The sequence below is a fragment of the Gilliamella sp. Fer1-1 genome, assembly GCF_001690825.1.
GTDB classification, from domain to species: domain Bacteria; phylum Pseudomonadota; class Gammaproteobacteria; order Enterobacterales; family Orbaceae; genus Gilliamella; species Gilliamella apicola_C.
Map to the genome: position 1 here is coordinate 50,770 of NZ_LZGX01000069.1, position 26,046 is coordinate 76,815.

21 protein-coding genes are annotated in these 26,046 nt (G+C 36.1%); 17 read left to right on the forward strand and 4 right to left on the reverse strand.

Translation table 11 applies throughout. The features are described 5' to 3' along the window. Positions 1–56: 56 nt before the first annotated feature. Together A9G28_RS08255 and proP are read left to right on the forward strand one after the other, a co-directional pair. Positions 57–938 (forward strand): DMT family transporter, encoded by an 882-nt coding sequence (locus A9G28_RS08255; RefSeq protein ID WP_065580357.1) that lies wholly within the window; start codon positions 57–59, stop codon positions 936–938. A gap of 351 nt (positions 939–1,289) precedes the next feature. Beyond that, a complete protein-coding gene (proP, locus tag A9G28_RS08260) occupies positions 1,290–2,795 on the forward strand; it encodes a glycine betaine/L-proline transporter ProP (protein ID WP_065568098.1) in 1,506 nt (501 codons plus the stop codon). Between the two features lie 367 nt (positions 2,796–3,162). Here proP and A9G28_RS08265 read toward each other — a convergent pair whose 3' ends face one another. After that, positions 3,163–4,044, reverse strand: coding sequence for a helix-turn-helix domain-containing protein (locus A9G28_RS08265; protein WP_065580369.1), 882 nt, complete (start codon positions 4,042–4,044; stop codon positions 3,163–3,165). A 294-nt stretch (positions 4,045–4,338) separates the two neighbouring features. Here A9G28_RS08265 and fsa point away from each other — a divergent pair, with 294 nt between their 5' ends. From fsa to A9G28_RS08280, 3 genes are all read left to right on the forward strand, one after another. Further along, positions 4,339–5,001, forward strand: coding sequence for a fructose-6-phosphate aldolase (gene fsa, locus A9G28_RS08270; protein WP_065580358.1), 663 nt, complete (start codon positions 4,339–4,341; stop codon positions 4,999–5,001). Positions 5,002–5,165: 164 nt separating this feature from the next. Then, complete coding sequence (locus tag A9G28_RS08275; protein ID WP_065580359.1) at positions 5,166–5,972, forward strand: siderophore-interacting protein; 807 nt, start codon at positions 5,166–5,168, stop codon at positions 5,970–5,972. A gap of 17 nt (positions 5,973–5,989) precedes the next feature. Beyond that, positions 5,990–6,571, forward strand: coding sequence for an acyl carrier protein phosphodiesterase (locus A9G28_RS08280; protein ID WP_065580360.1), 582 nt, complete (start codon positions 5,990–5,992; stop codon positions 6,569–6,571). A gap of 71 nt (positions 6,572–6,642) precedes the next feature. Here A9G28_RS08280 and A9G28_RS08285 read toward each other — a convergent pair whose 3' ends face one another. Together A9G28_RS08285 and ilvY are read right to left on the reverse strand one after the other, a co-directional pair. Next, positions 6,643–8,877, reverse strand: a complete 2,235-nt coding sequence (locus A9G28_RS08285) for a 3-hydroxybutyrate oligomer hydrolase family protein (protein ID WP_065580361.1) — start codon at positions 8,875–8,877, stop codon at positions 6,643–6,645. 137 nt (positions 8,878–9,014) lie between these two features. Beyond that, the gene (gene ilvY / locus A9G28_RS08290; protein ID WP_065568092.1) at positions 9,015–9,917 is read right to left on the reverse strand and encodes an HTH-type transcriptional activator IlvY; all 903 of its coding nucleotides are present in this window, start codon (positions 9,915–9,917) and stop codon (positions 9,015–9,017) included. A 206-nt stretch (positions 9,918–10,123) separates the two neighbouring features. Between ilvY and prfC the strand changes: the two genes are divergently transcribed. The 12 genes from prfC to A9G28_RS08350 all read left to right on the forward strand — a co-directional run bounded on the left by prfC (position 10,124) and on the right by A9G28_RS08350 (position 25,279). After that, the gene (prfC, locus tag A9G28_RS08295; protein WP_065568091.1) at positions 10,124–11,716 is read left to right on the forward strand and encodes a peptide chain release factor 3; all 1,593 of its coding nucleotides are present in this window, start codon (positions 10,124–10,126) and stop codon (positions 11,714–11,716) included. 113 nt (positions 11,717–11,829) lie between these two features. Continuing rightward, the gene (gene ptrA, locus A9G28_RS08300) at positions 11,830–14,727 is read left to right on the forward strand and encodes a pitrilysin (protein ID WP_065580362.1); all 2,898 of its coding nucleotides are present in this window, start codon (positions 11,830–11,832) and stop codon (positions 14,725–14,727) included. A gap of 100 nt (positions 14,728–14,827) precedes the next feature. Next, positions 14,828–15,700 (forward strand): helix-turn-helix domain-containing protein, encoded by an 873-nt coding sequence (locus tag A9G28_RS08305; protein WP_065580363.1) that lies wholly within the window; start codon positions 14,828–14,830, stop codon positions 15,698–15,700. 21 nt (positions 15,701–15,721) lie between these two features. Further along, a complete protein-coding gene (aroA, locus tag A9G28_RS08310; protein WP_065568088.1) occupies positions 15,722–16,999 on the forward strand; it encodes a 3-phosphoshikimate 1-carboxyvinyltransferase in 1,278 nt (425 codons plus the stop codon). Between the two features lie 4 nt (positions 17,000–17,003). After that, on the forward strand, positions 17,004–17,684 hold the full coding sequence (gene cmk / locus A9G28_RS08315) for a (d)CMP kinase (protein WP_065580364.1): 681 nt from the start codon (positions 17,004–17,006) through the stop codon (positions 17,682–17,684). Positions 17,685–17,795: 111 nt separating this feature from the next. Then, complete coding sequence (rpsA, locus tag A9G28_RS08320; RefSeq protein WP_065568086.1) at positions 17,796–19,478, forward strand: 30S ribosomal protein S1; 1,683 nt, start codon at positions 17,796–17,798, stop codon at positions 19,476–19,478. A gap of 97 nt (positions 19,479–19,575) precedes the next feature. Beyond that, positions 19,576–19,866: an integration host factor subunit beta gene (gene ihfB, locus A9G28_RS08325; RefSeq protein WP_065568085.1), complete on the forward strand. Its 291-nt coding sequence runs from the start codon at positions 19,576–19,578 to the stop codon at positions 19,864–19,866. A 360-nt stretch (positions 19,867–20,226) separates the two neighbouring features. Next, on the forward strand, positions 20,227–22,506 hold the full coding sequence (locus A9G28_RS08330; RefSeq protein ID WP_176702134.1) for a DNA internalization-related competence protein ComEC/Rec2: 2,280 nt from the start codon (positions 20,227–20,229) through the stop codon (positions 22,504–22,506). A 101-nt stretch (positions 22,507–22,607) separates the two neighbouring features. Beyond that, positions 22,608–23,615, forward strand: coding sequence for a tetraacyldisaccharide 4'-kinase (gene lpxK, locus A9G28_RS08335; RefSeq protein ID WP_065580366.1), 1,008 nt, complete (start codon positions 22,608–22,610; stop codon positions 23,613–23,615). Between the two features lie 3 nt (positions 23,616–23,618). Continuing rightward, positions 23,619–23,804 (forward strand): Trm112 family protein, encoded by a 186-nt coding sequence (locus tag A9G28_RS08340; RefSeq protein WP_065568009.1) that lies wholly within the window; start codon positions 23,619–23,621, stop codon positions 23,802–23,804. A gap of 14 nt (positions 23,805–23,818) precedes the next feature. Continuing rightward, complete coding sequence (kdsB, locus tag A9G28_RS08345) at positions 23,819–24,583, forward strand: 3-deoxy-manno-octulosonate cytidylyltransferase (protein WP_065568010.1); 765 nt, start codon at positions 23,819–23,821, stop codon at positions 24,581–24,583. Positions 24,584–24,586: 3 nt separating this feature from the next. Then, a complete protein-coding gene (locus tag A9G28_RS08350) occupies positions 24,587–25,279 on the forward strand; it encodes a DUF2461 domain-containing protein (RefSeq protein ID WP_065580367.1) in 693 nt (230 codons plus the stop codon). Between the two features lie 22 nt (positions 25,280–25,301). Here A9G28_RS08350 and A9G28_RS08355 read toward each other — a convergent pair whose 3' ends face one another. Next, a complete protein-coding gene (locus A9G28_RS08355; protein WP_065568012.1) occupies positions 25,302–25,964 on the reverse strand; it encodes a MarC family NAAT transporter in 663 nt (220 codons plus the stop codon). Positions 25,965–26,046: the final 82 nt, after the last annotated feature.

Sequence of the window (26,046 nt, forward strand, 5' to 3'; positions counted from 1 at the left end):
TTTTTAGGTATATAATATCACTATCACAGTGTTGTTTAATATTCAAAGGTATTATCATGCCATATTTATTGCTGACATTAGCGGCTTGTTTTTGGGGCGGTAATTATGTGGTGGGGCGAGTTTTAGTTACCCAAGCCGATCCCATGGTGATATCTGAAGGACGTTGGGTTATTACTGCGCTGTTACTATTGTGCCTTTATCATAGCCAAGTGCGTAGCGACTTATCCAAAATTAAAAAGTCAATCTGGCCAATATGTTTGCTAGCTATTTTTGGTCAAATTATATTTCCATTAGCGCTATATATTGGGCTTCAATATACCTCATCGCTTAATGCGTCAATTTATTTGTCAGCCACACCTGGAATGGTTTTAGTAATGAATAAATTACTATTTAATGATGCAATTTCAAAAAATAATATTTTAGGCGTTTTGTTCAGTACTATGGGGGTTATTTATCTTATTCTGCAAGGAAATATCGCCAATTTAAGTGAGCTCAGCAATATTAATAAAGGTGATTTATGGGCGATGGCATCAGCAATAAGCTGGGCTTGCTATAGCGCATTTTTACGGTTAAAAGATAAATCGATATCAGGTAATGCCTTTGTGACTGTGAGTGCCGTATTAGGCTCGGTAATGTTGTTGCCTATTGCGTTAGTCTATTTTTATTTTCATCCTATTGAGAACCTTGCTCATTATACTGATACGAGTTTTTTGCTTGGCTTATTGTATATTGCCGTTTTTGCATCTTGGCTTTCTTATTTATTTTGGAATAGAGGCATTGTGGCTATTGGTGCAACACGAGGGCAAATATATACTCACATTATTCCTTTGTCAGCAGGCATTTTCAGTATTGTCTTTTTACATACACAAGTTGCGTATTTCCATATTGTTTCGATCATATTCATTGTCATTGGGATCTATTTTTGCTCAAAAAGATAAATCGCTAACTCAGCATAAAATAGTGTGTAAAATATTTAGTATTAGTTGGTTAATTAGCCGAATATTTACAATATCATGTTATTTTGCTATAGTTAGCACTCAATTTTCACAAAAAGGAATTGTTTTGTTGTTATTTAGTAGAAATCAAGATAGACAATAAAACATCGGTTTTTGCTTTTTTATTATCCTCATTTTTTATCTTTGCTGTATTTTTGCTTCAATTTTAATTAGCTGATAAACACATTTTTAATGTGTAATCTAAAAAGTACGTTCTTTGTGTATTAAAAGGTAACCGTTTACCTTGTTGCATCATTCCTTTTTTATTCTTTGCATGTAAACAGGCGGTATTTTATGAAAAAGACAAAAAGATCCAAAAACAAACCATTAAATATTAACGATATTACCATAATTGATGATAACAAATTAAAAAAAGCCATTACTGCAGCAGCGCTCGGTAATGCGATGGAGTGGTTTGATTTTGGTGTGTATGGCTTTTTAGCTTATGTGCTAGGGCAAGTGTTTTTTCCTGATGCATCGCCTAGTGTTCAAATGGTGGCGGCATTAGCCACGTTTTCGGTGCCGTTTTTGGTCAGACCATTAGGTGGGGTGGTTTTTGGTATGCTTGGTGATAAATTTGGACGCCAAAAAGTACTATCCATCACTATCATCATTATGTCGTTAAGTACTTTTTGTATTGGCTTAATTCCTTCTTACGCTTCAATTGGCATTGCTGCGCCGGTGTTATTATTGTTAGCTAAATTTGCGCAAGGGTTTTCAATTGGCGGTGAATATTCTGGCGCAGCGATATTTGTTGCCGAGTATTCGCCAGACCGCAAACGTGGTTTTATGGGGAGCTGGTTAGATTTTGGTTCTATTGCTGGTTTTTTAGTGGGTGCGGGTTTAGTGGTATTGTTATCAAGCATTCTTGGCAAAGAAGTGTTTCATAACTGGGGATGGCGAATTCCATTTTTATTTGCCCTACCATTAGGATTGATTGGGCTTTATTTACGTCATGCATTAGATGAAACGCCTGCATTTCAACAGCATACTGATTTAATGGATCATAATGATCGCAATCATATTGAAAATCAACCTAAAATGACATTTAAACAGATCATTACAAAATACTGGCGGAGTTTGCTTATTTGTGTAGGGCTGGTGATTGTGACCAATGTGACTTATTACATGCTATTAACCTATATGCCTAGTTATTTATCTCACAATTTAAATTATGATACAGATCATGGCGTGTTAATTATTATAACCATCATGATTGGTATGTTATTTGTGCAACCATTGATTGGTTTTATTAGCGACAAAATCGGTCGAAAGCCATTTATTATTGGTGGTAGCTTAGGGTTATTAATTCTTGCTTATCCTGCATTTGTTATGATCAACAGCGATATTATTGGGCTTATTTTTTTAGGATTGTTGATTTTGGCTATATTACTTAACTGTTTTACTGGTGTTATGGCCTCTATTTTACCTGCTATCTTTCCAACCAGTATTCGTTACAGTGCGTTGGCTATATCTTTTAATATTTCGGTATTGGTGGCTGGTGCTACACCAACAGTTATCGCTTGGTTAGTTGCAGAAAGTCATAATTTATATATGCCAGCTTATTATCTAATGGCTGTGGCATTAGTTGGTTTACTTACTGGCATAAAAATGAAAGAAACCGCTAATCGACCATTGCGTGGCGGAACGCCTGCGGCATCTGATCGGTCAGAAGCAAAAGAAATTTTATCAGAACATTTTGATTCGATTGAACATAAGGTCGAAGATATTGATGAACAGATTGAAACATTGCAAGAACAGCGCCAAAACTTAGTCGATCAGCATCCTAAATTAGATTAATTTTTGTTGCGTAATTTTAGTGCATCCGAGTTAAGACATTTTCAGTAACTAACTCGGATTTTTTTATAATGAGATTATGTAAGCATAACAAACCTAAAATTTTACTCAATGATAACGACAAAATAGAAATAACAAAATAAATGGGTAAGTGTAATGGTGGGTAAAAACTTCAATAAAATCAATTACTTTTCTGAACGACTTTTATAAGTTTAAAACCTATTTTTTAAGTGTGAAAACGAGTATAAATTTAGTCTAAAAATAACTATTTGCGGTGTTTTGTGCCAGTTTTGGCATTATCGCTGAATATCAAAAGTTTGGAAGTTAACAACAAATAGCTTATTCAATACTAATTTATATCTATCAAAACCTATTTTATGCTAGCTGACTTCATCATTAGTTTACTATGATACTGTCGCCGATACTCAGTTGGGGTTCGATCTGTCTTTTTTTTAAAAATCCGACAAAAATAATTACTATCTTTAAATCCTGATGCTTGAGCAATTTCTTTTATATTTAGATCATAATCTTTCAATAGTGATTTTGCATATTCTAAGCGAATTTGATTAAGATATTCATTTAATCCTATTTTACCTTCGCGTTGAAATAGATGTGATAAGTAATTGGGCGAAATGTAAAACATATCGGCTAAAAAATCACGCGTAACATCTTCACGAAAATGCGTATCAATGTATTGGCGAATCGCCTCAAAAAGACTGGTAGTTTTGGATGATGTTTTAATATCGACATTTAGCAAATCAAGGGTGTTGCTAAGTAAACTGTGAATAAGGTGATAAGCTGTTTTATTTTGTTTGCTCGGCTGGTTATACCGAGTTAACTCGGTCAGTGCTTGAATAATAAATGATCCAACCCGAGGACCACGCCTTGGGATATTGGCTTGCCCATGGGGAATCAATTGTCTGCCATCCCAATGTAATAGTGTTATAGCAATTTGCTGTTTGCCAAATAAAATAGTTAATAAGGTGGATGGGGCTTGCCAAATGGGTTTGTTCCAGCTGTGAGCAGCGATATAAAGTAAATCGTTGGTTGAAAGTACTTTTTCAAGTACGTTGCCGTCGTTATTAGCCCATAGCATTTTTTGTTTACCATCTAAGACGATCTCAATTCTAGGAAAATCGACTTGATAGGCATGTAAAGGGGCACAATTGCTGTTATTAGCGAAATAGATGTGATTGATTGTTAGCGGGTGATTGACTAACTTAGTTAATTTGTTGTTAATGAAATCTGTCATAAGATTAAATTGATGATAAATCAAGTTGTGCGCAATTGTTGAGATTATATACAGATATAAAAAATATGAAATCAACATAAATTATTTTTTATTTAATAGGCTATTTTTAATTTATGATTGTGTGATCTAAGTCTAAATTTTTCATCTAGCGTATATAAATCCAGTAAATGGCAAAAACGTCTTCTAGGCGGTTGGGTGATTTTTTTTTACTATGTTTAGTATAAAAATGATGTTTAGTATAAAAATGTTGTTCTAAGTTAATAGATGATGATTGATCTGAATTAGGAGTGAACCATGGAACTATATCTAGATACCGCTGATGTTACGGCCATTAAGCGTTTAGCTAAAGTGTTGCCAATTAATGGTGTAACCACCAATCCTAGTATTGTGGCAAAAGCAGGTAAGTCTATTTTTTCATTATTGGCTGAATTACAAGACGTGCTGGGTGCTGATAAACTGTTATTTGCGCAAGTATTATCAAGCAATGCTAAAGAGATGATAAAAGAAGCGCATCAGCTAAGAAAAGCAGTGCCATCGATTGTGACAAAAATTCCCGTTAATGCGCAAGGGTTGATGGCAATCAAAGAACTCACCCTGCAAGGTATTCCAACCTTAGGTACTGCTGTTTATGGCGCAGGGCAGGGGTTTTTAGCAGCATTAGCGGGCGCTAAATATATTGCGCCTTATGTTAATCGTATTGATGCTCAAGGTGGAAGTAGCAAAGATACTGTACAAGAATTACAAAAATTGTTAGATTTGCATTGCCCACAGTCAATGGTATTAGCTGCCAGTTTTAGAACACCGAGACAAGCGTTAGATTGTATGCTGGCTGGATGCCAATCGATTACTTTGCCCATAGATGTGGCTGAACTGTTTATTTCTGATCCAGCAGTCGATGCGGCAATCACTAAGTTTGATGACGATTGGTGTAGTGCTTTTGGTGCACTAACGTTTTAACTTTGTTTACCTATTTTTGTTTACCTATTTTTTGACTTGAGCTTGTTTTGCTGCTTTGGCGTGGAACAAGCTGATCTGCCTTTTTCAATTGTAAAAATAGCATAACTCTAACATTTTTTATTGTATGATGATTCTTAATATTAATCACTATAAGGTGCAATGCTATGGATGAAAAAAATAATAAAATCAAAGTAAATAAAAAAGCTATTGTTAATGCATTACTCACAGTATTAAATGTTGAAAAAATCTCGCCTAGTTTTATTCGTGTCCAATTTAGTTGTAATAAGCAAGTTGATATTAATCCTTTATGGATTTGTCCTTACTTAAAATTGTTATTTCCTGATCCTTTAACTGGTAAAATAGAATTTCCCAAGTTTGATGATAATAATAAAATCGTTGTTGACGATAAATTACGCCGACTTATTCGTAGTTATAGTGTGCGTGAGTTTGAATGTGCTAATAATGAGTTTTTTGTCGATTTTGCTATTCATCAGACTGGTTTAGCGTCGGTTTGGTCACAAAAAGCTAAGATTGGGGATCAAATTGGTTTGATTGGTGCTGCCAGTAAATTGCAGTTTACTGATGATTGTTTGGTGTTAATGGGGGATGTTTCAGCCATGCCAGCGATCTGTTATACGCTTGAGCATCTACCTAAAAAGCATAAAGCTTTTGCCTTCATTGAAGTAAATCATAAAAATGATATTGTTTCATTATCAGACAATAAAAATATTGAAGTTTGTTGGCTAGTACAAAATCCAGATAATCCCCATCAATTAATTAATGCGGTAATCAACGCTAATTTATCAAGGCAAGGTAAACTGCTGTTTTGGGGAGGAATGGAGCGCTCGCTAGCACAAGCTCTTCGCCATGCGGTTAAGGATAAATATACACATTTACCGCCGGATGCTTTTCATATTACTAGCTATTGGCGAGAAGGTTTTGCCGAAGGTGAATTTAAACATCGTGAATAATTAGCGGTTGCTTTTTTATGAATATTCTTGCTCATTTACATTTGGCCACGTTAGCACATAGTTCGTTAATTGGTAATACTGTGGCCGATTTTGTTAAAGGTGATCCGTATTTAATTTATGATACTGATATTGCTGATGGCATTATGTTGCACCGAAAAATTGATAGCTTGACTGATAACCTGCTTGAAGTTAAACAAGCTAAATTACTGTTCCGTCAATCGTATCAGCGCGTTGCTGCCATTACATTGGATATTGTATGGGATCATTTCTTGTCAAAGCATTGGGATAGCTATGGGCTGTTGCCTAGTGTAGCTCAATTTAATGAAGTAACCAAAGCGCATATCCAACCATATATTAGCGCTTATCCAGTTGATTATCAGCACTTTATGAATGCGATGTGGCGTGGGTTGTGGCTCGAAAATTATGCATCTCTCGATTTTGTTGGCGACGTGTTAGCTGGTATGGCACAGCGGCGACCGAAATTATATTTGCTAGAAGAAACGATTATTGATATCAAACAACATTATGGCCAATTAGAGGCGCTGTTTTTTTTGTTATATCCTAAAATTTGTTTAACAGTAAAACAAGGCATTAACTAAGTTGGATTTAGTGCTATCGGTTTAAGTTTTATACACTGTAGCTTAAGCCGATAGCGGTGAGTATTTTTCGATTAATTAGGTAATATTAGTTTACCATCGTTTATTTGGATAACATCCTTACGATTTGGCAATTGGCTAATCGGTTTTAGATTTTTGTTTGTTACTTGTGGGGCATAGCCACTTTTACCACCTCGAGGTTTTGTGCGCACAACTTGGCTTACAGGTAATGTTGCTTTGTTGGTTAAGTTAGCCCATAACCATTCAATGGCGTCTTCACCATAATAATCAATCGGTAATAAGGTATTGTCAAACGGTGGCCTACCATCTAAGTAACTAGCGTTTTCAACTTCAATATATCGCAGTTGTGACTGACTTCCTTCAACTAAACTATTTAATGCCACATAAGGGCGCGATGTGTAGTTTGATAGTTGTTTAACATTATTACGTCCATGTATAATAAAGGTTTTTATGCCATGTAAGTTGCCAGAAGCGCTAACTTGTTTTATACCTTGTTCAACGCGTGGCTCTTGTGATTTTTTATAAACACAAATAGATCCTTTAGTACCATAATCAACTATCCCCTTCGTTTGAGAGCTAGAATAGAACTCTCGCCTTGGTGTATTGAGATCCTCGTTTTCAACAAGATCCAAAATAGTTGCATTCGGTCCATTCCACAGCGGTAAATGCCCGTTGGCCATTCCCCATATTTGCTGAAACGATATTTCCTCTAATGGTGCAACCTTACCTGTATAATTAATTGGATTTTGCTGAGTGCTTGCCACTGAAAAGTTACACATATTTTCGGTGACATCGTATTTACCATATGCGCTAATATATTGGTAAGGCAGTCCGATAGATTCAGTATAGTAAAAATACGGTAGCTGGATATCCATTTCTGGTGTCCAACCATATTTGTGTAGTTTTTCTAGTGCTTCTTTGGGCGTGCCTGTGGTGAGTAATTTTGCTTTTTTAAGGGCGTTACAGCGTTCTTGTGAATAAAGAAAGTAATCGGCATACGGCACGTAAGAATCATTTTTATGTGCTTTTATTGCTGGGATTGCACATGGTATATATAATGCGCCATAAGCACTGTAATTGGCAATGGATCTGGCTTGTAGTTTGTGTGATTTGCTATCGCCTATCTTGATCGAGACAGGGGTATTATCAAGTTTTGGTTGAATTTGTGGATTGACCGCAACAATACCATCAATCATATTTTGGTCATCTAATTCGCCGGCTTTTAATGCTGCTCCACCACCATCGCTTGCGCCATAGACTAAAACAAGGGTGTTATCTTTGTTAAAGATAGCTTGATCATTAGGTGAAAACATACTATTGAGTTCATAAAAGGCAAATTCTATGGATTTTAATACATGCTCACCCCAGCGGGCTTCGGCATTTAGTTTTGAGTGCAACTGTTTTACCGCATAGCGATGCGGGTATTTTTTTATGTATTTTTCTTTATTATCAATTGAAGTATAAAATAAGATATTACCAGTTTGTACTTCTCCCCATACGGTAAAGCCAACTTTGTGTTCCATATCATAAATACCGTTGCCTAATCCTTTGTCATTATAGACCACTGCGCAGTTGTGACGAAGTCCCCATAATCCACGAATTTGGACATCTTTGGCATTTAATATCCCGTCCGAATCACTAGCTGGAACTGCAACAATGCAGGGCTTATGTTTATTAAAGTCTATTGGGATTTGTAACAACATACCTACGCCATCATTTCTTTGTACGGCTGTTATTTCGGTGCCTGCAAATTTGCCGTCAAATAAAGGTGTTAATTCTTGCTTCCTAAAACCAAATAGTGATCCTTCCCCAATTTTAGTATCAATATAGCGATTTAGCTTGGCTTGACGGCGTTCTTGAAAGTGTGGTTTGGTCGGAATTTCAACGTCAGGCGTGATACTACTGGTTGATAATGGCGTAAAACCGAGCCCAGCAGTAACAAGATCGTTGCTATCGCCATCATAATACGCCAAGGTACTGCGAACTAGCCATTTAGGTTTTACTATTGTATTGTCAATTTTTTTTGTGTTATGGCTCTGAGCATCTATATTCTCATTTACTACTTTCTCATTTACTGCTGATTCCATGCTCGCAACGGTATTGCTTGAATCAGGAGTTGTTTTATTGTCAGTATTGGTGATTTTGCTAGTATTTTCTTGAACTGTGTTTGTTTTTGCGGTTTCGCCCAATGAAGTTGATTTTGTTGGTTTTCCTTGTGCAATTAATGGCATGGCGACAAGGGCAAAAAATACCAATTTGGCTAATGTTTTTATTTTTTTCTGTTTCATTTTTAATTCCGTTGCAATCACGTTTTAGCAGATATAATTATTATGGTTTATTGCAAAAATTAGATGGTTATTTATTGATTAATATACCTATTATGATAGTTTTAGTCTTTTACTATGTAATTATACACGAATTTTTGTTATTCGTTATTGAGTAAATTTAAATTACAAATTTTCCAAAAAGCGGCAATGATTTTTTCAGATAAGCGTCTTTTTTGCACACAAATCCCTACATCAAATGGCTCCATTAAATTGGTGGACCATTCTGTAATTCGTTCTCGGACTCTTTCTGGACTGTTGTCCATCACGACTTTTGGTAATAAGGCGACACCACAACCCAAAGCAACCATCGACACAATCGCTTCATGCCCTGCGACAGTAGCATAAATTTTGGGGTTGGTTATTTTCTTTTGTTTAAACCATAAATCAATGCGGTGACGGCTTGGGCCATGTTCTGGCAATATAAAAGGGATATTGTGCCAATCAGGTTTTTTTTGATGCAATTTATCGCTAAATGAGCTATTTAGTTTGGGAATCAACAAAACCATGTCAATTTCACCAAATTTTAAAAACTCAATGCCCGTAGGTAGCTGTTTAGGTTTTCCTGCAATGGCTAAATCGGCGGCATTGGATTGTATTTTTCCAACCGCATCGGCGGCATCGCCCGTTGATAGTTTGATTTCAACTAATGGGTAGTGGATCCTAAAACGATCAAGTATTTCAGGCAAATGGCTGTAGGCTGCAGTAACAGAGCAAAATAGAGTTAACTCCCCAACTAATTGTTGTTCTGATTGATCTAAATCCTGTCGCACTTGTTGGTGTAAATTGATCACTTGCTGGGCAAAACGCTTTACTTTTTCCCCTTCATGAGTCATTTGTACTTGCCGATTATCACGAATAAACAGTGCATGGCCAAAGTGTTCTTCTAAACGTTGAATTTGTCTCGATAACGTTGATGGGCTGACATGCATGGCATTAGCAGTCATGCCAAAATGACAAGTTTCACACAAATGTAAATACAATTTTAGATCTCGAATATTCATAACTAGTTCCGTTTTTATACTGAAAAGTTAGGTTTAGCCTGAAACTTTTTGGCAAAAAGACAAACAGCATTTAGCAATATTAAAGTCAAATATTATGCATAGATAAGGCAATAAGGCAAATAACAGCAATAATAACATCAATGGCAAAATAGATAGATACCTGCTAAAATAAATGATTATTTTGTGTGGATTAAAAAGTTAATTTTATGACAGAACAAGCGTATTTAGACGAAGTCAAAGCTCGTCGCACTTTTGCGATTATTTCTCATCCTGATGCGGGTAAAACAACGATTACCGAAAAGGTGCTATTATTTGGTCATGCTATACAAACTGCGGGTACCGTAAAAGGTCGTGGTGCAAATGCTCAACATGCTAAATCTGACTGGATGGAGATGGAAAAGCAACGTGGTATCTCAATAACAACCTCGGTCATGCAATTCCCATATAATGACTGTTTAGTCAATTTACTTGATACCCCTGGACATGAGGATTTCTCAGAAGATACTTATCGCACGTTAACTGCGGTTGATAGTTGTTTGATGGTGATTGATGCGGCAAAAGGGGTTGAGGATCGCACACGTAAATTAATGGAAGTGACAAGGCTACGCAATACACCAATTTTAACGTTTATGAATAAATTAGATCGTGATATTCGCGATCCTATGGAACTGCTTGACGAAGTTGAAAACGAGCTAAATATTATGTGCGCACCCATTACTTGGCCTATCGGTTGTGGCAAGTTATTTAAAGGAGTTTATCATTTAGCGAAAGACGAGACTTACCTTTATCAAACAGGTCAAGGCCATACTATCCAAGAGATTCGAATTATTAAAGGGTTAACTAACCCCGATTTGGATTTAGCTGTTGGCGATGATTTAGCGCAACAACTACGTGAAGAACTTGAATTAGTACAAGGCGCGTCAAATGAATTTGATCTAGAGGCCTTTTTATCAGGTGATTTAACGCCCGTTTTTTTTGGTACGGCATTAGGCAATTTTGGTGTTGATCATATGCTTGATGGTCTAACAGCATGGGCTCCAACGCCACAACCACGGCAAAGTGATAAGCGAGAAGTCAAATCTTCGGAAGAAAAATTCAGCGGTTTTGTGTTTAAAATTCAAGCCAATATGGATCCTAAGCATCGTGACCGAGTTGCATTTATGCGTATTGTGTCAGGTAAATATGAAAAAGGCATGAAGTTACGCCATGTTCGTATTGCTAAAGATATTAATATTTCTGACGCCTTAACGTTTATGGCTGGTGATCGTGAACATGTTGAAGAAGCCTATGCTGGCGATATTATTGGACTACACAATCATGGTACTATTCAAATCGGTGATACTTTTACTCAAGGGGAAGATTTGAAATTCACAGGTATCCCTAACTTTGCACCAGAATTGTTCCGCCGAATCCGCTTAAAAGATCCACTTAAACAAAAACAGTTATTAAAAGGACTAGTGCAATTGTCTGAAGAAGGCGCTGTACAAGTATTTCGCCCACTAGCTAATAATGACTTAATTGTGGGCGCTGTTGGGGTTCTTCAGTTTGATGTGGTTGTTGCACGTTTAAAATCAGAATATAACGTTGAGGCGATTTACGAATCAGTTAATGTCACAACCGCTCGCTGGGTAGAGTGTAGTGATGTAAAAAAACTAGAAGAGTTTAAACGTAAATGCGAGCAGAACCTTGCTTTAGATGGCGGAGATAACCTTTCTTATATTGCGCCAAGCATGGTTAATTTGAATTTGACTCAAGAACGGTATCCTGATGTTAAATTTAGGAAAACTCGTGAGCATTAATTTAGTCATCTACCAAATCACAGAGTTTATCAAGATGCTGTAGTATTATTGATAAATTTGTTGTTTTTATTTTTTGTTATTGCTATTAAAACTGAGTTGAGCGAGCAGAAATTATGATTTATAAGAATAGAAGAAAATTAGTTAATTTTATTATTAGTGGATTTATTGGGGCTTTACTTACCACTTCATATTCATCTTTTGCCATCGAAAACAAGCTTGCTAACCCAGTTTTGTTAGAAAAGGTACAACAAAGTGAGCGCGACAAGCGTCAATATGAGGTTATTGAACTGGCGAATAAAATGCGCGTTTTATTGGTTTCAGATCCTAAAGCGGTTAAATCGTTGGCGTCATTAGCATTACCGGTTGGTTCGTTGCAAGATCCCAAAGATCAGCAAGGTTTAGCTCATTATACTGAACATATGGTATTAATGGGATCGAAAAAATACCCTGAACCAGCGAGTTTTTCGCAGTTTTTAAGCCGTCATGCTGGTAGTTATAATGCTAGCACTGCTGCGCATCGTACTGCGTTTTATTTTGAGGTCGAAAATAGCGCATTTGAAACAGCATTAGACCATTTGGCTAATGCTATTGCTCAGCCAAATTTAGATCCTAAATTTGCCGATAAAGAACGTAATGCGGTAAATGCAGAACTGACCATGGCGAGATCAAATGATGGTTTTCGTATTGGACAAATTGATTCGGAAACTATTAATCAAAACCACCCAGCTTCTCAATTTTCGGGCGGTAATTTACAGACATTGAGTGACAAAGAAAGCAGTAAACTACAAGATGCTTTAGTTAATTTCCATCAAGGCTATTATTCTGCCAACATTATGGTAGGAGTAATTTATAGTAATCAGTCTATTAATAAATTGGCAAAGTTAGCAGAAAGCACTTTTGGTCAAATTGTTAATAAAAATATTGATGCACCTAAAATTGATAAGCAAGCGCTGACCGCTGAGACATTAGGTAAACAAATTACGATGGTACCAGCGCAACCCAAAAAATTGTTATTATTGCAATTCCCCATTGAAAATAATGTGGCTAAGTTTGCTGACAAGAGTGATGAATATATTGGCTATTTAATTGGTAACCGTAGCAAAAATACATTAGTTGATCAGCTTCAAAAGCAAGGTTTGATTGAGAGCATTCAAGCGTCAAGTAATCCAATTAAATATGGCAATAGTGGGTTATTTAGTATTTACGTTAATTTAACAGAAGATGGTCTTGCCCAAAAAGATAAGGTTATTGCAGCTATTTTTAATTATTTACAATTAATTCAACACGAAGGGCTTTCTGACGCTTATTATAAAGAAATGCAAAAAGTGCTAGCGTTAGAGTTTAAATATCAAAATGTTGAACGTGATATGTCTTATGTGGAATGGCTGTCTGATCAAATGTTGTTATACCCTATTAAAAATGTGTTGAATTCTGATTATGTTGCTACGCATTTTGACAAAACAACGGTAGTTAATCGTTTAAAAAGTTTCACCGTTAATAATGCAAGGGTTTGGGTTATTTCTCCTAATCAATTGACGAATAAGACCGCTTATTTTGTTGATGCCCCGTATAAAATTGATAATATTACTAATGAAGAAAAAGTAAATTGGCTAAATTTAAGTAAAAGTTTTTCGTTTAGCTTGCCTGAACTCAACCCTTATATTCCAGATGATTTTACGATTTTGAGCCAAAACAGCAATCAATCACAACCAGCGGGATTCAGCAAGCGCGGAAACCATTTCCATTTCGTTAGTCAGTATTTTCGTCAAGAACCGAAAGCTGAAATTGTAGTTTCGTTACGAAATAATGAAGCTTTTATTGATGCGAAATCCAAAGTGGCGTTTGATTTACTCGATTACATTGTTAGCCGTCAATTAGCGCAATTACAATTTCAAGCAAGTATTGCTGGTATAGCCTTATCTACGGGTAGCGATGATGGTTTGATGATTACGGCTAGTGGCTTTAATCAACACTTACCTGAAATGATATTAGAAATACTTAATAGTTATCGCCAAGTAACGATTGATGAACAAAGCTTAGCTTTAGCCAAGTCATGGTATTTGCAAAAACTTGATGCAGCGGAACATACAAATAGTTACCAATTAGCTGTTAATCCTGTGAGTGCATTATCTTCTGTTCCTCATTATTATGAGCGAAGTGTCAGGCGTCAAATCACAGAAGATATGAGTATTAATGATATTTTAGCTTATCGTGATAATCTAATGACTAATTCTGTACCTTATATGCTAAGCTTGGGAAATTTATCTAATGAGAATTCATTAGATCTTTATCATGCTATTCAAAAAATGCTTGCACGCAAAGCTGAATTTACCCCAATGAAAAGCATCAAAATTAAATCACCTTTATTGGCACAAATTACTCAGCAGGCCAAAAGTACTGATAACGCCTTGATGATGAGCTATATCCCAACGCATTATGATCGTATTACAAGTAGTATGTTAAGTTATACACTTTATAAAATAATCTCGCCATGGTTCTTCGATCAGTTGCGAACTAATGAGCAACTTGGTTATGCTGTATTTACAACGCCAATTACGGTTGGGGATTCTGCGGGGATGAGTTTTATTATCCAAAGTAATCAATATGATCCAGCTTATTTGCTTAAGCGTTATCAAGAATTTTACCCAATTATGTTAAGTAAGTTAGAAGCTTTATCAGAAAATGATATTGAGCAATACAAAAAGGCGATACTTGAGGAGCTGACAATGCCACCTCAAACATTGGATGAAGAATTAAGCCGTTATATGCCAGATTATCGTTTATCACGTTTTGCCTTTGATTCACGCAGTAAAAAAATAGCGAAGGTAAAAAACATCAATAAACAAGATTTGATCGATTTTTATCGTTATTCAATAATCAATCAAAAAGGCTTAGTGCTTGCTTCGCAAGTGCTTGGTAAGCGTTCAGATGATATTAAACAGCCTAATGCAATTTCAGAATTTACTGAATTTGAAAATGCATCAGCACTACAAGATATTTTATTAAAATAATATACTGAAATGTATATATTACCTGAAATATTTTTATAGAAAATTGGCAATGTAACTACCTTGTGATACACTGCCAAAATTCGAATAATTTGAGTTAATTATGGTGAATGGAACAGTCGATTATTTGGCTATAGGACAGCGGTTACGTGCTTATCGCATCGCTGCTTCGCTTAAAGCTGAAGATGTAGCTCAAAGCCTGAAAATATCAAGAGCAGCGGTTTATCGTTTAGAAAAAGGCGAAATCGTTAAAATTGAGACATTAGCTCGTTTAGCCCTATTGTTGGATACTTCTTTAGCTAGTTTACTTGGTATAGATACTGAATATTACTCTAGTGGTGAAGGCTTTTTTGAGCGAATGCGTCAGCTAGAAGAGCAATCAACCCACATCTATTCCCATTTTGATCCATTTTCTTTTTTATTAACTTCTCCAAACTATCTATCTCATTTAGCCATGATGCTTGAAGAATCAAGTGAATCGGCTGAGATGAAAAAATACGCAGTCATTTTATCAATTTTAAAATATCGTAAAACACAGTTTTACCAATCAGTTCCTAAAGTAATTAATTTGATTAGTTTGCGGAATATAGAGCGTTTTTTGCACCTTGGCTTAGTAGGCGATTTAACCATTTCGCCGGGTAAAAAATCTGAAAGAATGTTGTTGGCACGCAAAGAGATTTACCATTTGATTGAACTATTAGAGCAACAATCTTATGTGCCAACTATTGCAATTACGCAACAAGCAATTCCATCGATTGCTTTCCAAATTTTTTATCAAAGCGAGACTCCAATTTCGCTAGCAATTAGCCCATTTCGATTAGGTGAGTTACCAAATGTAACAACGGGCATTGCATCGATTACCTCATCGCCTGACGCAATTAAACGTTATCGTTCATTATTTGATAAACTATGGCAAAATAGTGCTAAAGAGCAACAAGCCATTGATTTGCTAAAAGCAACGTTAGATAAATTTTAAAGAATATTAAAGAGAGTCATTATGTTATCCTTAACATTACAACCCATAAAAAGATTTAATGGCACCATTAACTTGCCAGGATCAAAAAGTGTTTCTAATCGAGCACTATTACTATCCGCTTTGAGCCAAGGCGATACTCGCTTAACAAATTTACTCGATAGTGACGATGTTCGTTACATGCTTGATGCATTGACGGCTCTCGGTGTGAAATATCAATTATCCCATGATCGTACTATTTGTGATATTGAAGGTGTAGGCGGCAAACTATGCTCTTCACATGCATTAGAACTATTTTTAGGTAATGCAGGCACAGCAATGCGTCCTTTAGCAGCTGCGCTATGCCTTGGCCACAATAACATTGTATTAACTGGCGAGCCACGTATGAAAGAGCGCCCAATTGGTCATTTAGTGGATGCATTGCGTCAAGGAGGGGCTAAAATTGACTATCTTGAAAATGATGGTTATCCTCCGTTACATATTCATGGTGGTTTCATCGGAGGAAAAATTCAAGTTGATGGTTCTGTATCAAGCCAATTTCTAACAGCACTATTAATGGCTGCGCCATTAGCTGAACAAGATACCGAGATAACTATTATTGGTGATTTGGTATCTAAACCTTATATCGATATTACTTTAAAAATGATGGCGATATTTGGCGTTACAGTGGTTAATCAAAACTACCAAACTTTCATGATTAAAGCGAAGCAAAGTTACCAATCCCCGAAAAATTACTTGGTTGAAGGCGACGCTTCTTCTGCATCTTATTTTCTAGCCGCAGCCGCCATTAAAGGTGGCACTGTAAGAGTAACAGGGATAGGTAAAAAAAGTTTACAAGGAGATACACAATTCGCTCATGTTTTAGAAAAAATGGGTGCTAAAGTGACTTGGGCTGATGATTATATAGAATGTTCGCATGGCCAATTAAATGGTATTGATATGGATATGAATCATATTCCTGATGCGGCAATGACGATTGCAACCACCGCTTTATTCGCTAAAGGGAAAACCACTATTCGTAATATTTATAATTGGCGAGTTAAAGAAACTGATCGTTTATACGCTATGGCAACAGAATTACGTAAAGTCGGAGCAACGGTTGAAGAGGGTAGAGATTATATTACTATTGAGCCACCGGCAAAATTAGCCCACGCTGAAATTGAAACTTATAATGATCACCGCATTGCCATGTGTTTTTCACTTGTTTCGCTATCCGATACACCTGTGACAATTTTGGATCCTAAATGCACCATGAAAACATTTCCAGATTACTTTGAACAATTTAAAAGATTAAGTGAATAATAGTATGAATAACACTATCCCAGTTATAGCCGTTGATGGACCCAGTGGAGTAGGAAAGGGCACACTGTGCCAAGCGTTAGCGAATCATTTTAATTGGCACCTTTTAGACTCGGGGGCAATTTATCGTGTACTGGCATTATCGGCGTTGGAAAAAAATATTGCACTAGATGATGAGAATCAGTTAGCTAACTTAGCATTAAATTTACCTTTATCTTTTGACACAAGTGATATTGAAGTTAAAGTGCGATTAAATGGGATTGATGTGTCTAAAAATATTCGCACAGAGCAAACAGGCGGGGCAGCATCAAAAGTGGCTTCGCTTAATCAAGTTAGAGTTGCGTTATTACAACGCCAGCGTGATTTTAGACAGGCTCCAGGATTGATTGCTGATGGTCGAGATATGGGTACGGTTGTTTTTGCTGATGCGCCAGTCAAAATCTTTCTTAATGCAAGCGCCCAGTCTCGTGCAGAAAGAAGGATGAAACAGTTGCAAGATAAGCAGAATCATGCTAAATTTGCCAACATTTTGCAGGAAATAACTGCACGTGATGAACGCGATCGTAATCGAGCCATTGCGCCGTTAAAACCTGCTGTTGATGCGCTAATAATTGATACCACATCACTGTCTATTCAAGATGTTTTTAATCAATCTATTACGTATATAAACGAAAAACTTGCGCTGTAAGCTAACTTACGGCGTGAACTAAGCTCCATTATATGGATGAGTGGAGTATCGTAAACAACCCCACAAGACATGATGTAATGTGGACGTTAATATTAATTTAAGTATATAAATATGACTGAATCTTTTGCTCAACTCTTTGAAGAGTCTTTAAATCAGCTAGACACTCGTTCTGGTAATATGATCCGTGGTACTGTCGTTGCAATCGACAAAGATGTTGTTTTAGTTGATGCTGGATTAAAATCTGAATCAGCAATCCCAGTAGAGCAGTTTAAAAATGCCCAAGGCGAATTAGAAGTTCAAGTTGGCGACGTTGTTGACGTTGTACTTGACTCAATTGAAGATGGCTTTGGTGAAACCATCTTATCTCGTGAAAAAGCTAAACGCCATGAAGCGTGGTTAGTATTAGAAAAAGCAGTTGAAGATGCTGCAACAGTTTTAGGTGTTATCAATGGTAAAGTTAAAGGTGGCTTTACGGTTGATCTTAATGGCGTACGTGCGTTCCTTCCTGGTTCACTTGTTGATGTTCGTCCATTACGCGATACTTCTCATATCGAAAACAGAGAAATTGAATTAAAAGTTATTAAGTTAGATCAAAAACGCAACAACGTTGTTGTATCACGTCGTGCGGTTATTGAATCTGAAAATAGCGCAGAAAGAGAACAACTTCTTGAAAATCTACAAGAAGGTTCAGAAGTTAAAGGTATTATCAAAAATCTTACTGATTACGGTGCGTTTGTTGATCTTGGTGGAGTTGACGGTTTACTTCATATCACTGATATGGCTTGGAAACGTGTTAAACACCCAAGTGAAGTGGTTGAAGTAGGACAAGAATTACTTGTTAAAGTACTTAAATTTGATAAAGACCGCTCACGTGTTTCTCTTGGCTTAAAACAATTAGGCGAAGATCCATGGGTTTCAATCGCTAAACGTTACCCAGAAGGCACTAAAGTAACAGGTAAAGTAACCAACTTAACTGATTATGGTTGCTTTGTTGAAATTGAAACTGGTGTTGAAGGTTTAGTACACGTTTCTGAAATGGATTGGACAAACAAAAACATTCATCCTTCTAAAGTTGTTAGCCTTGGTGATGAAGTTGAAGTTGTGGTACTTGAAATTGATGAAGAACGTCGTCGTATTTCTCTTGGTCTTAAACAATGTAAACCAAACCCATGGTTACAATTTGCTGATTCGCATAGCAAAGGCGATAAAGTTAGTGGTAAGATCAAATCAATCACTGATTTTGGTATCTTCATCGGCTTAGAAGGTGGTATTGATGGTTTAGTTCATCTTTCTGATATTTCTTGGAATATGCCAGGTGAAGAAGCCGTTAAAGCTTATAAGAAAGGCGATGATATCGAAGCTGTTGTACTACAAGTTGATGCAGAACGTGAGCGTATCTCTTTAGGTATTAAGCAACTAGAAGACGATCCATTTAGCAGTTTTGCTTCTAACTTCAAAAAAGGTGCAATTGTTAAAGGAAATGTGACTGCAGTTGATGCTAAAGGCGCAACCGTTGAAATTGCAGATGGTATTGAAGGTTATTTAAAAGCACAAGATATTGCTCGTGAGCGTATTGAAGATGCAACAACTGCATTAAAAGTTGGTGATGAAGTTGAAGCTAAAATTATCAATATCGATCGTAAAACTCGTGCAATTTCGTTATCAGTGCGTGCAAAAGATGAAGCTGACGAAAAAGAAGCACTTGCGGCTGTAAATAATTCTTCAACTCAAGAAGATGCATCATTTACTAATGCAATGGCTGAAGCATTCAAAGCTGCGTCAAAAACTGAGTAAAAAATGTTTATGTAAAGAGTAAAGAGGGCTTGCCCTCTTTTTCTTTTGTGGTATAGAATGGGTAAATTCCATGCCACATAAAAAATTAGGAGTGATCATGAACAGATCAGATTTAGTAGAACGAATTGTAAACTGGCGGACACACCTTCCTGTGCAACTAGTTGACGATTCGGTTAGAGATATCATCGAGCAGATCGCTTTAGCCATGGAAGGTAACGATCGTGTAGAAATTCGAGGCTTTGGTAGTTTTAGTTTAAATTATCGAGCTCCACGCAAAGCTAGAAATCCAAGAACTGGCGGTAATGTTGAAGTCAAACATAAGTACATTCCTCATTTCAAACCAGGTAAAGAGTTGCGTGAAAGAGTAAACAACGCTGCAAAAGCATAATCTCTAAATTCTATATTTAACTAAAAGCCTTTGAGTAAAATCAATGGCTTTTTTATTTTAAGTAATGCCATTACTGTTATTTAATTACACTCATCAGTTTAGTAAATTCATTTACTCCTATTGATTAACTAAGATCTTCTTATATTTTGTTTTTCATCATTATGAATTGTTTGCAATTTTCAAAATTTGAAAGATTATTAACAATTTTTAGTAAATTGTATCTGGTTTAATGATCAAATTGGAAGGCTTCTCAAAAATTTCAAAACCATTTATTTTTTTATGATAGTAAGTGATAGGCTAGTTGTTAGTTTAGACTAACAATAGTAGGCACTAATGAGACAATGTTGTTCCCTGGATTTAATGGCTATTATGTTTTCATTAGGTTGCCTACCATTACTATTTTTACCACATTTATTTTCTGATTTTCAGTGGTATTTTATTGCCGTTACCTTAGTTATTTTGTTGTTAGTGACTTCAGATAAATTTCGTTGGCTTCTATCTATTTTTATTATATTTTGTTTAGGTTTTTTATGGTCTATTGCTTATTCTAAGCAATATTTAACCAATATCACGCCTTATATTGACAAAATATTAATTGTTAAAGCCAAAGCAGTAAGTATCAATACACGCCAAATAACAACAAATGAGCCTTATCATTTGTCGTTTTCTATTTTTTCTGTTTCAGACCATATGCTTCCTAATAATATTCCAATCACGGTTTATTGGGATAAGTTAGCACTTCCTAAATCTGGCCAAATTTGGCAATTAACATTAAAAGTTAAAGTAGCACACGGTTACTTAAATGAGGGAGGATTTGATAGCCAACGTTTTTCTATTGTCAATCGAAGTTTATTATCAGCTAAATTAGTTGATGCAGAATTATTGCTAGATGAATCTGATGTAAAGCAAGCAATTACTGATTCGGCATTACCCTATATCAATTTGTTTCGTTATAAAGGCATTTTACTTGCTCTCGCTTTTGGCGATCGTTCCCAATTAGATAATTCACATCGTACAGTGATGATGCAAACTGGTATTGCCCATTTAATGGCAATATCGGGTATGCATATCTTAATAGTTTTTGGGATGAGTTGTTTTTTTATCAAAGTTTGCTTGTTTTTTATTCCAAAGCGTTTTATGCATTTTTTCGTTCCGATTATAGCAGGCTGGTTATGTGCATTTTTTTATGCATGGTTAACAGGCTTAAATCCGCCAGCTTTGCGTGCCATATTTGCTTTATCTATCTGGATTTATTTGCGTTATAAAAAAAAACAAATAAGTGCATGGCAAAAAGTCAATCGAATTATTGCGTTATTATTGTTATTTGATCCGTTAATGATTTTATCTGAAAGTTTTTGGTTATCTTGCTATGCGGTAATAAGCTTGATTTTTTGGTTTGACTGGTTACCACTCCCTAAAATAATGAAGTATAAAAAACGTTGGTATGTAATAAGGCTATTGCATTTGCAGTTTGGGTTAACCTTATTATTGCTACCTATTCAATTTTTTGTCTTTCAAGGAGTGAGTGCCGTCTCGATCTTAACTAATTTAATTGCGATTCCCATTATTTCACTATTTACATTTCCAATTATTTTAATTGCGTTAATATGTAGCGCAGTTGACTGTTTTTATATTGCATTATGGTTTTGGTTTATTGCTGATAAGTCTTTGGAATGGTTGTTTTTAAGTTTAGATTGGCTTAATTGGTTATGGATTAAAATTCCTTCCGACTTTTATTTATTAAGTTTTTTCAGCTGGATAATTATAGTTATAATACGCACCGGTGTTTGGCGCCGATTTAGCATGACTTTGCTGGTAATTTTGCTGATGTTACTGTTGCCATTTTTTAAAGATCAGAACTATCGTTGGCGGCTAGATATGTTAGATGTTGGGCATGGGTTGGCTATGGTTATTCATAATGGCAAATCAGCAATTTTATATGATACAGGTGCAAAATGGGATAAAAGTTCGGCTGTGGAAAGAGTTATTATTCCTTTTCTACAGTGGCATAATTTGAACGTGGAAGGTATTATCATCAGTCATCAACATAATGATCATGCAGGCGGTTTGACTATGCTTCAACGTGTTTATCCAAAGGCATGGTTAATGAGTTCATCTTCTGATTACAATAATACTTATCCATGCTTAGCGGGTAATCGTATTATTTGGCATGATTTGACATTTAATGTGCTGTGGCCGAAAAAATTGGTTGGTTATGCACAAAATGACGATTCCTGTGTGGTACAAGTTACTGATGGGCGATTTTCTGTATTATTAACTGGAGATTTAGAACGAAATCAGGAGTATCAATTAGTCACAACATATCGAAACCAGTTGGCATCTACCATTTTGCAAATTCCACATCATGGTAGTAGCACTTCATCAAGCTATGCATTTTTAAATCATGTTAACCCCGTAGTCTCGTTGGTATCAACGTCCCGTTATAATCCTTGGAAACTGCCATCTCATAAAGTAATGAAAAAATATCAAGATCTAAAGCTAAATCATTATATTACCGCAAGGTCAGGGCAAATAAGCCTGTTTTTTGATAAACAAAAATGGAGCTTAAAAACCATGCGAAAAGAAATTACTCCTCGTTGGTATCATGATTGGTTTGGTAGTTTACCAATTTATGAGTAAAATAGATTATCTTTCGCTATAGATAGCCGTTTTAATAATTGTTATATCGATATTAAGATATAAAACAATTTTACTAAATGTAATTGAGTGATGTTAAAGTTATGATTGAAAAACTATGGTATGGTAAAAATTGTTTATTTTGGTTATTCATACCATTTGCCTTGTTGTATGGTTTGATTGCATTTGTTCGTCGCTTTTTATATCGAGTTGGCGTGCTTAAGTCTTGGCACTCTCCAGTCCCGATTATCGTTGTTGGCAATTTATCCGTGGGTGGCAATGGTAAAACACCACTGGTTGTTGGTTTAATTGAAGCACTAAAACAAAAAGGATTACAAGTTGGCGTTGTTTCACGGGGTTATGGTGGTAAGTCTGATAACTATCCGCTTATATTGAATGATACCACCACAACAGCGCAAGCGGGTGACGAACCTGTACTTATTTATCAACGCACTAATGTGCCTGTCGCGGTGGCTCCACATCGTTCGCAAGCTGTTCAAGCATTATTAAACCAGTACCAATTAGATGTTATTTTAACAGATGATGGGTTGCAACATTATGCATTAGAGCGCGATATTGAAGTCGCCGTGGTTGATGGAAAGCGCTTATTTGGTAATGGATGGTGGATGCCAGCAGGACCAATGAGAGAGCGAGAAGACCGTTTAAAATCAGTTGATTTAATTATCATAAATGGGGATAGTATAAATAATTTAGCAACGAAATATGCCCATAAAACCTATACAATGCAATTAACGCCATTATATGCAGTGAACTTGCTTACTCAAGAAAAAAAGCCATTATCATCCTTGCAAAATATTTGTGCTATTGCGGGTATTAGCCATCCGAAACGCTTTTTTGATATGTTGGAAAAAATGCAAGCTAATGTGACTAAAACCGTTTCTTTTGCTGATCATCAAAAATTTACTTTGTCGTTATTAAATGATGTGGCAAGTTGTCAGCAAACCATTTTAATGACAGAAAAAGATGCAGTTAAATGCAGGCAGTTTGCCCAACAAAATTGGTGGTACTTACCTATTGATGCGCAGATACCCACGCCTGCTATTGAGCAAATCTGTTTGCTATTAACGAAGATACAATCCCAAAGAGAATAAAATATGAAAGAAACCCTTTTAAATGCACTTGCTTGTCCTAAATGCCATGGTCAATTGCAATATGATGCCCATAATCAACAGTTAATCTGCTATGCTGATAATTTAATCTATTCAATCAAAGATAACATTCCCGTATTGCTTGAGTGTGAAGCTAAACCGCTTAACCGACCACAGCCTAACCAAGAATAAATAAGGTATTAATTATGAATTTTTCGGTTATTATTCCCGCTAGATACGCATCAAGCCGCCTACCTGCTAAACCACTAGCGGATATTCATGGTAAACCTATGATTGTACGAGTAATGGAACAAGCAAAAAAATCATCAGCCAATCGTGTCATTATTGCAACCGATCATCAGCAAGTCTTTGATGTGGTCAAGGCGTATGGCGGTGAGGTCATACTTACTAGCGATAAACATAACTCTGGTACTGAACGGTTGGCCGAGGTGATAAATAGCTATCAGTTTGCTGATGATGAAATTATTGTCAATGTGCAAGGCGATGAACCTTTAATCCCGCCTATTGTTATTGATCAAGTAGCTGAGAATTTAGTGCAATATAAAACAGGAATGGCTACGTTAGCCGTGCCGATCCATTCTGCTCAGGAAGCGTTTGATACTGGTGCTGTTAAAGTTGTGACCGATAAAGATGGCTATGCGCTTTATTTTTCACGTGCTACAATTCCTTGGGAACGCGATCGTTTTGCTAAATCGACTGATCTATTAAAACAATCCAGTATTGGTGATTTTTATCTTCGTCATATTGGTATTTATGCTTATCGTGCAGGTTTTATTCGCCAGTATATTAATTGGATGCCAACTTCACTTGAACAAATTGAGATGTTAGAACAACTTAGAGTGCTTTGGTATGGCGAAAAAATTCATGTTGCTGTGGCAAAACAGCCTCCTGCAATTGGTGTTGATACGCTTGAAGATTTAGAAAAAGTAAGAACGTTATTTAAGGAATAAGCAATGGCAAACTTTACGGGGTTTACACCAGCTGGACTTAATTTTTTACAAGATGCTTGGATCAACAATAGCAAAACATGGTTTGAAGAACATCGTGCGATTTATGATAACGATTTAATTAGGCCGTTTAGGCTATTGGTGGAACAGTTAACCCCCGAAATGCTCAAAATTGATGAATGGTTTGAAACTAAACCCGCTATAGGTAAAACCATTTCACGCATTCATCGAGATACACGTTTTTCAAATGACAAATCACTTTATCGTAGCCGATTATGGTTGACCTTTAAACGACCTAATCGAGATTGGAAAGAAGCACCAGCCTATTTTTTTGAAATCAGCCCAAGCAGTTATCAATATGGACTTGGCTATTACTGCTCATCCAAAAAAACGATGGATATTTTTCGAGAAGAAATTCTTCATGATACTAAAAAGTTTTTATCGATGACACGTTGTATTAAAAAACCATTTGAACTTGTAGGTGAGAGCTATAAACGACCGTTAATCAAAGAACAAGATACCCAAATAGCGACATGGTACAACCGTAAAAATCTTGCTGTTATGGTGACAAGCAATCATATTGAAGATATATTAAATGCTGATTTACCACAAAAATTGGTTAAAGGATTTAAGCAATTAGTTCCGCTTTATGATTATTTAATGCGGGTTGAGTTAATTAAAAACATACCCGCATTTTAGTTTTGTAACATGAGCTTTAATATTAGATATTAGGAAAGTTTAATATTAATTCTTTAACACCATTGATAATAAATTGCGTTCCAACGCAAACCAATAAAAATCCTAAGATTCTTGTAGTGGCTTCAATGCCACTTTTCCCCATAAAACGCATTATGCTACCTGCGCTGCGCATACAAAACCAAAGAATAATACATAGCAGTAAAGGCACTAATATTGAAGCAGAGTAAATAACCCAAGTTGCAACATCATAACCACCGCTTTTTACTGTTGATGACATACTGATTATCATGGCAATGGTTCCCGGTCCTGCGGTGCTTGGCATGGCGAGCGGGACAAAAGCAATATTATTTGACACTTCTTTCTTTTTGGCATCGGCCTCCAGCGTTTTATGCGCAGGCTGCTGAGGAAATAACATTCTAAAGCCAATAACGCCAACAATCATACCGCCTGCAATGCGTAATCCTGGAATTGATATACCAAATGTATTCATGACCAGTTGCCCGCAATAAAACGATACCACCATAATCATAAACACATAAATACACGTGAGTTTCGATTGGTAATTGCGCTCCTCATTGGTCATATCGCCCGATAAACCTAACAACAGTACCACAGTGGTTAATGGATTAGTTAATGGAATAAATAAAATTAAACCAAAACCGACAGTTTGTAAAAGTTCTAACATAAATGTGCTTGGTATCTAACAAAAACTGTAGCTAAGTATAATTGAAATATATAAAAAATGCTCGAAATAAAGTTATTTAAAA

Coding starts and splice junctions, on each gene's coding strand:
- A9G28_RS08340 (WP_065568009.1), top strand. CDS start 23,619: ATGAAAGAAACCCTTTTAAATGCACTTGCTTGTCCTAAATGCCATGGT.
- A9G28_RS08355 (WP_065568012.1), bottom strand. CDS start 25,964: ATGTTAGAACTTTTACAAACTGTCGGTTTTGGTTTAATTTTATTTATT.
- cmk (WP_065580364.1), top strand. CDS start 17,004: ATGAATAACACTATCCCAGTTATAGCCGTTGATGGACCCAGTGGAGTA.
- rpsA (WP_065568086.1), top strand. CDS start 17,796: ATGACTGAATCTTTTGCTCAACTCTTTGAAGAGTCTTTAAATCAGCTA.
- lpxK (WP_065580366.1), top strand. CDS start 22,608: ATGATTGAAAAACTATGGTATGGTAAAAATTGTTTATTTTGGTTATTC.
- A9G28_RS08265 (WP_065580369.1), bottom strand. CDS start 4,044: ATGACAGATTTCATTAACAACAAATTAACTAAGTTAGTCAATCACCCG.
- ptrA (WP_065580362.1), top strand. CDS start 11,830: ATGATTTATAAGAATAGAAGAAAATTAGTTAATTTTATTATTAGTGGA.
- A9G28_RS08285 (WP_065580361.1), bottom strand. CDS start 8,877: ATGAAACAGAAAAAAATAAAAACATTAGCCAAATTGGTATTTTTTGCC.
- A9G28_RS08305 (WP_065580363.1), top strand. CDS start 14,828: ATGGTGAATGGAACAGTCGATTATTTGGCTATAGGACAGCGGTTACGT.
- A9G28_RS08280 (WP_065580360.1), top strand. CDS start 5,990: ATGAATATTCTTGCTCATTTACATTTGGCCACGTTAGCACATAGTTCG.
- proP (WP_065568098.1), top strand. CDS start 1,290: ATGAAAAAGACAAAAAGATCCAAAAACAAACCATTAAATATTAACGAT.
- A9G28_RS08330 (WP_176702134.1), top strand. CDS start 20,227: ATGGCTATTATGTTTTCATTAGGTTGCCTACCATTACTATTTTTACCA.
- ihfB (WP_065568085.1), top strand. CDS start 19,576: ATGAACAGATCAGATTTAGTAGAACGAATTGTAAACTGGCGGACACAC.
- aroA (WP_065568088.1), top strand. CDS start 15,722: ATGTTATCCTTAACATTACAACCCATAAAAAGATTTAATGGCACCATT.
- ilvY (WP_065568092.1), bottom strand. CDS start 9,917: ATGAATATTCGAGATCTAAAATTGTATTTACATTTGTGTGAAACTTGT.
- fsa (WP_065580358.1), top strand. CDS start 4,339: ATGGAACTATATCTAGATACCGCTGATGTTACGGCCATTAAGCGTTTA.
- A9G28_RS08275 (WP_065580359.1), top strand. CDS start 5,166: ATGGATGAAAAAAATAATAAAATCAAAGTAAATAAAAAAGCTATTGTT.
- prfC (WP_065568091.1), top strand. CDS start 10,124: ATGACAGAACAAGCGTATTTAGACGAAGTCAAAGCTCGTCGCACTTTT.
- A9G28_RS08350 (WP_065580367.1), top strand. CDS start 24,587: ATGGCAAACTTTACGGGGTTTACACCAGCTGGACTTAATTTTTTACAA.
- A9G28_RS08255 (WP_065580357.1), top strand. CDS start 57: ATGCCATATTTATTGCTGACATTAGCGGCTTGTTTTTGGGGCGGTAAT.
- kdsB (WP_065568010.1), top strand. CDS start 23,819: ATGAATTTTTCGGTTATTATTCCCGCTAGATACGCATCAAGCCGCCTA.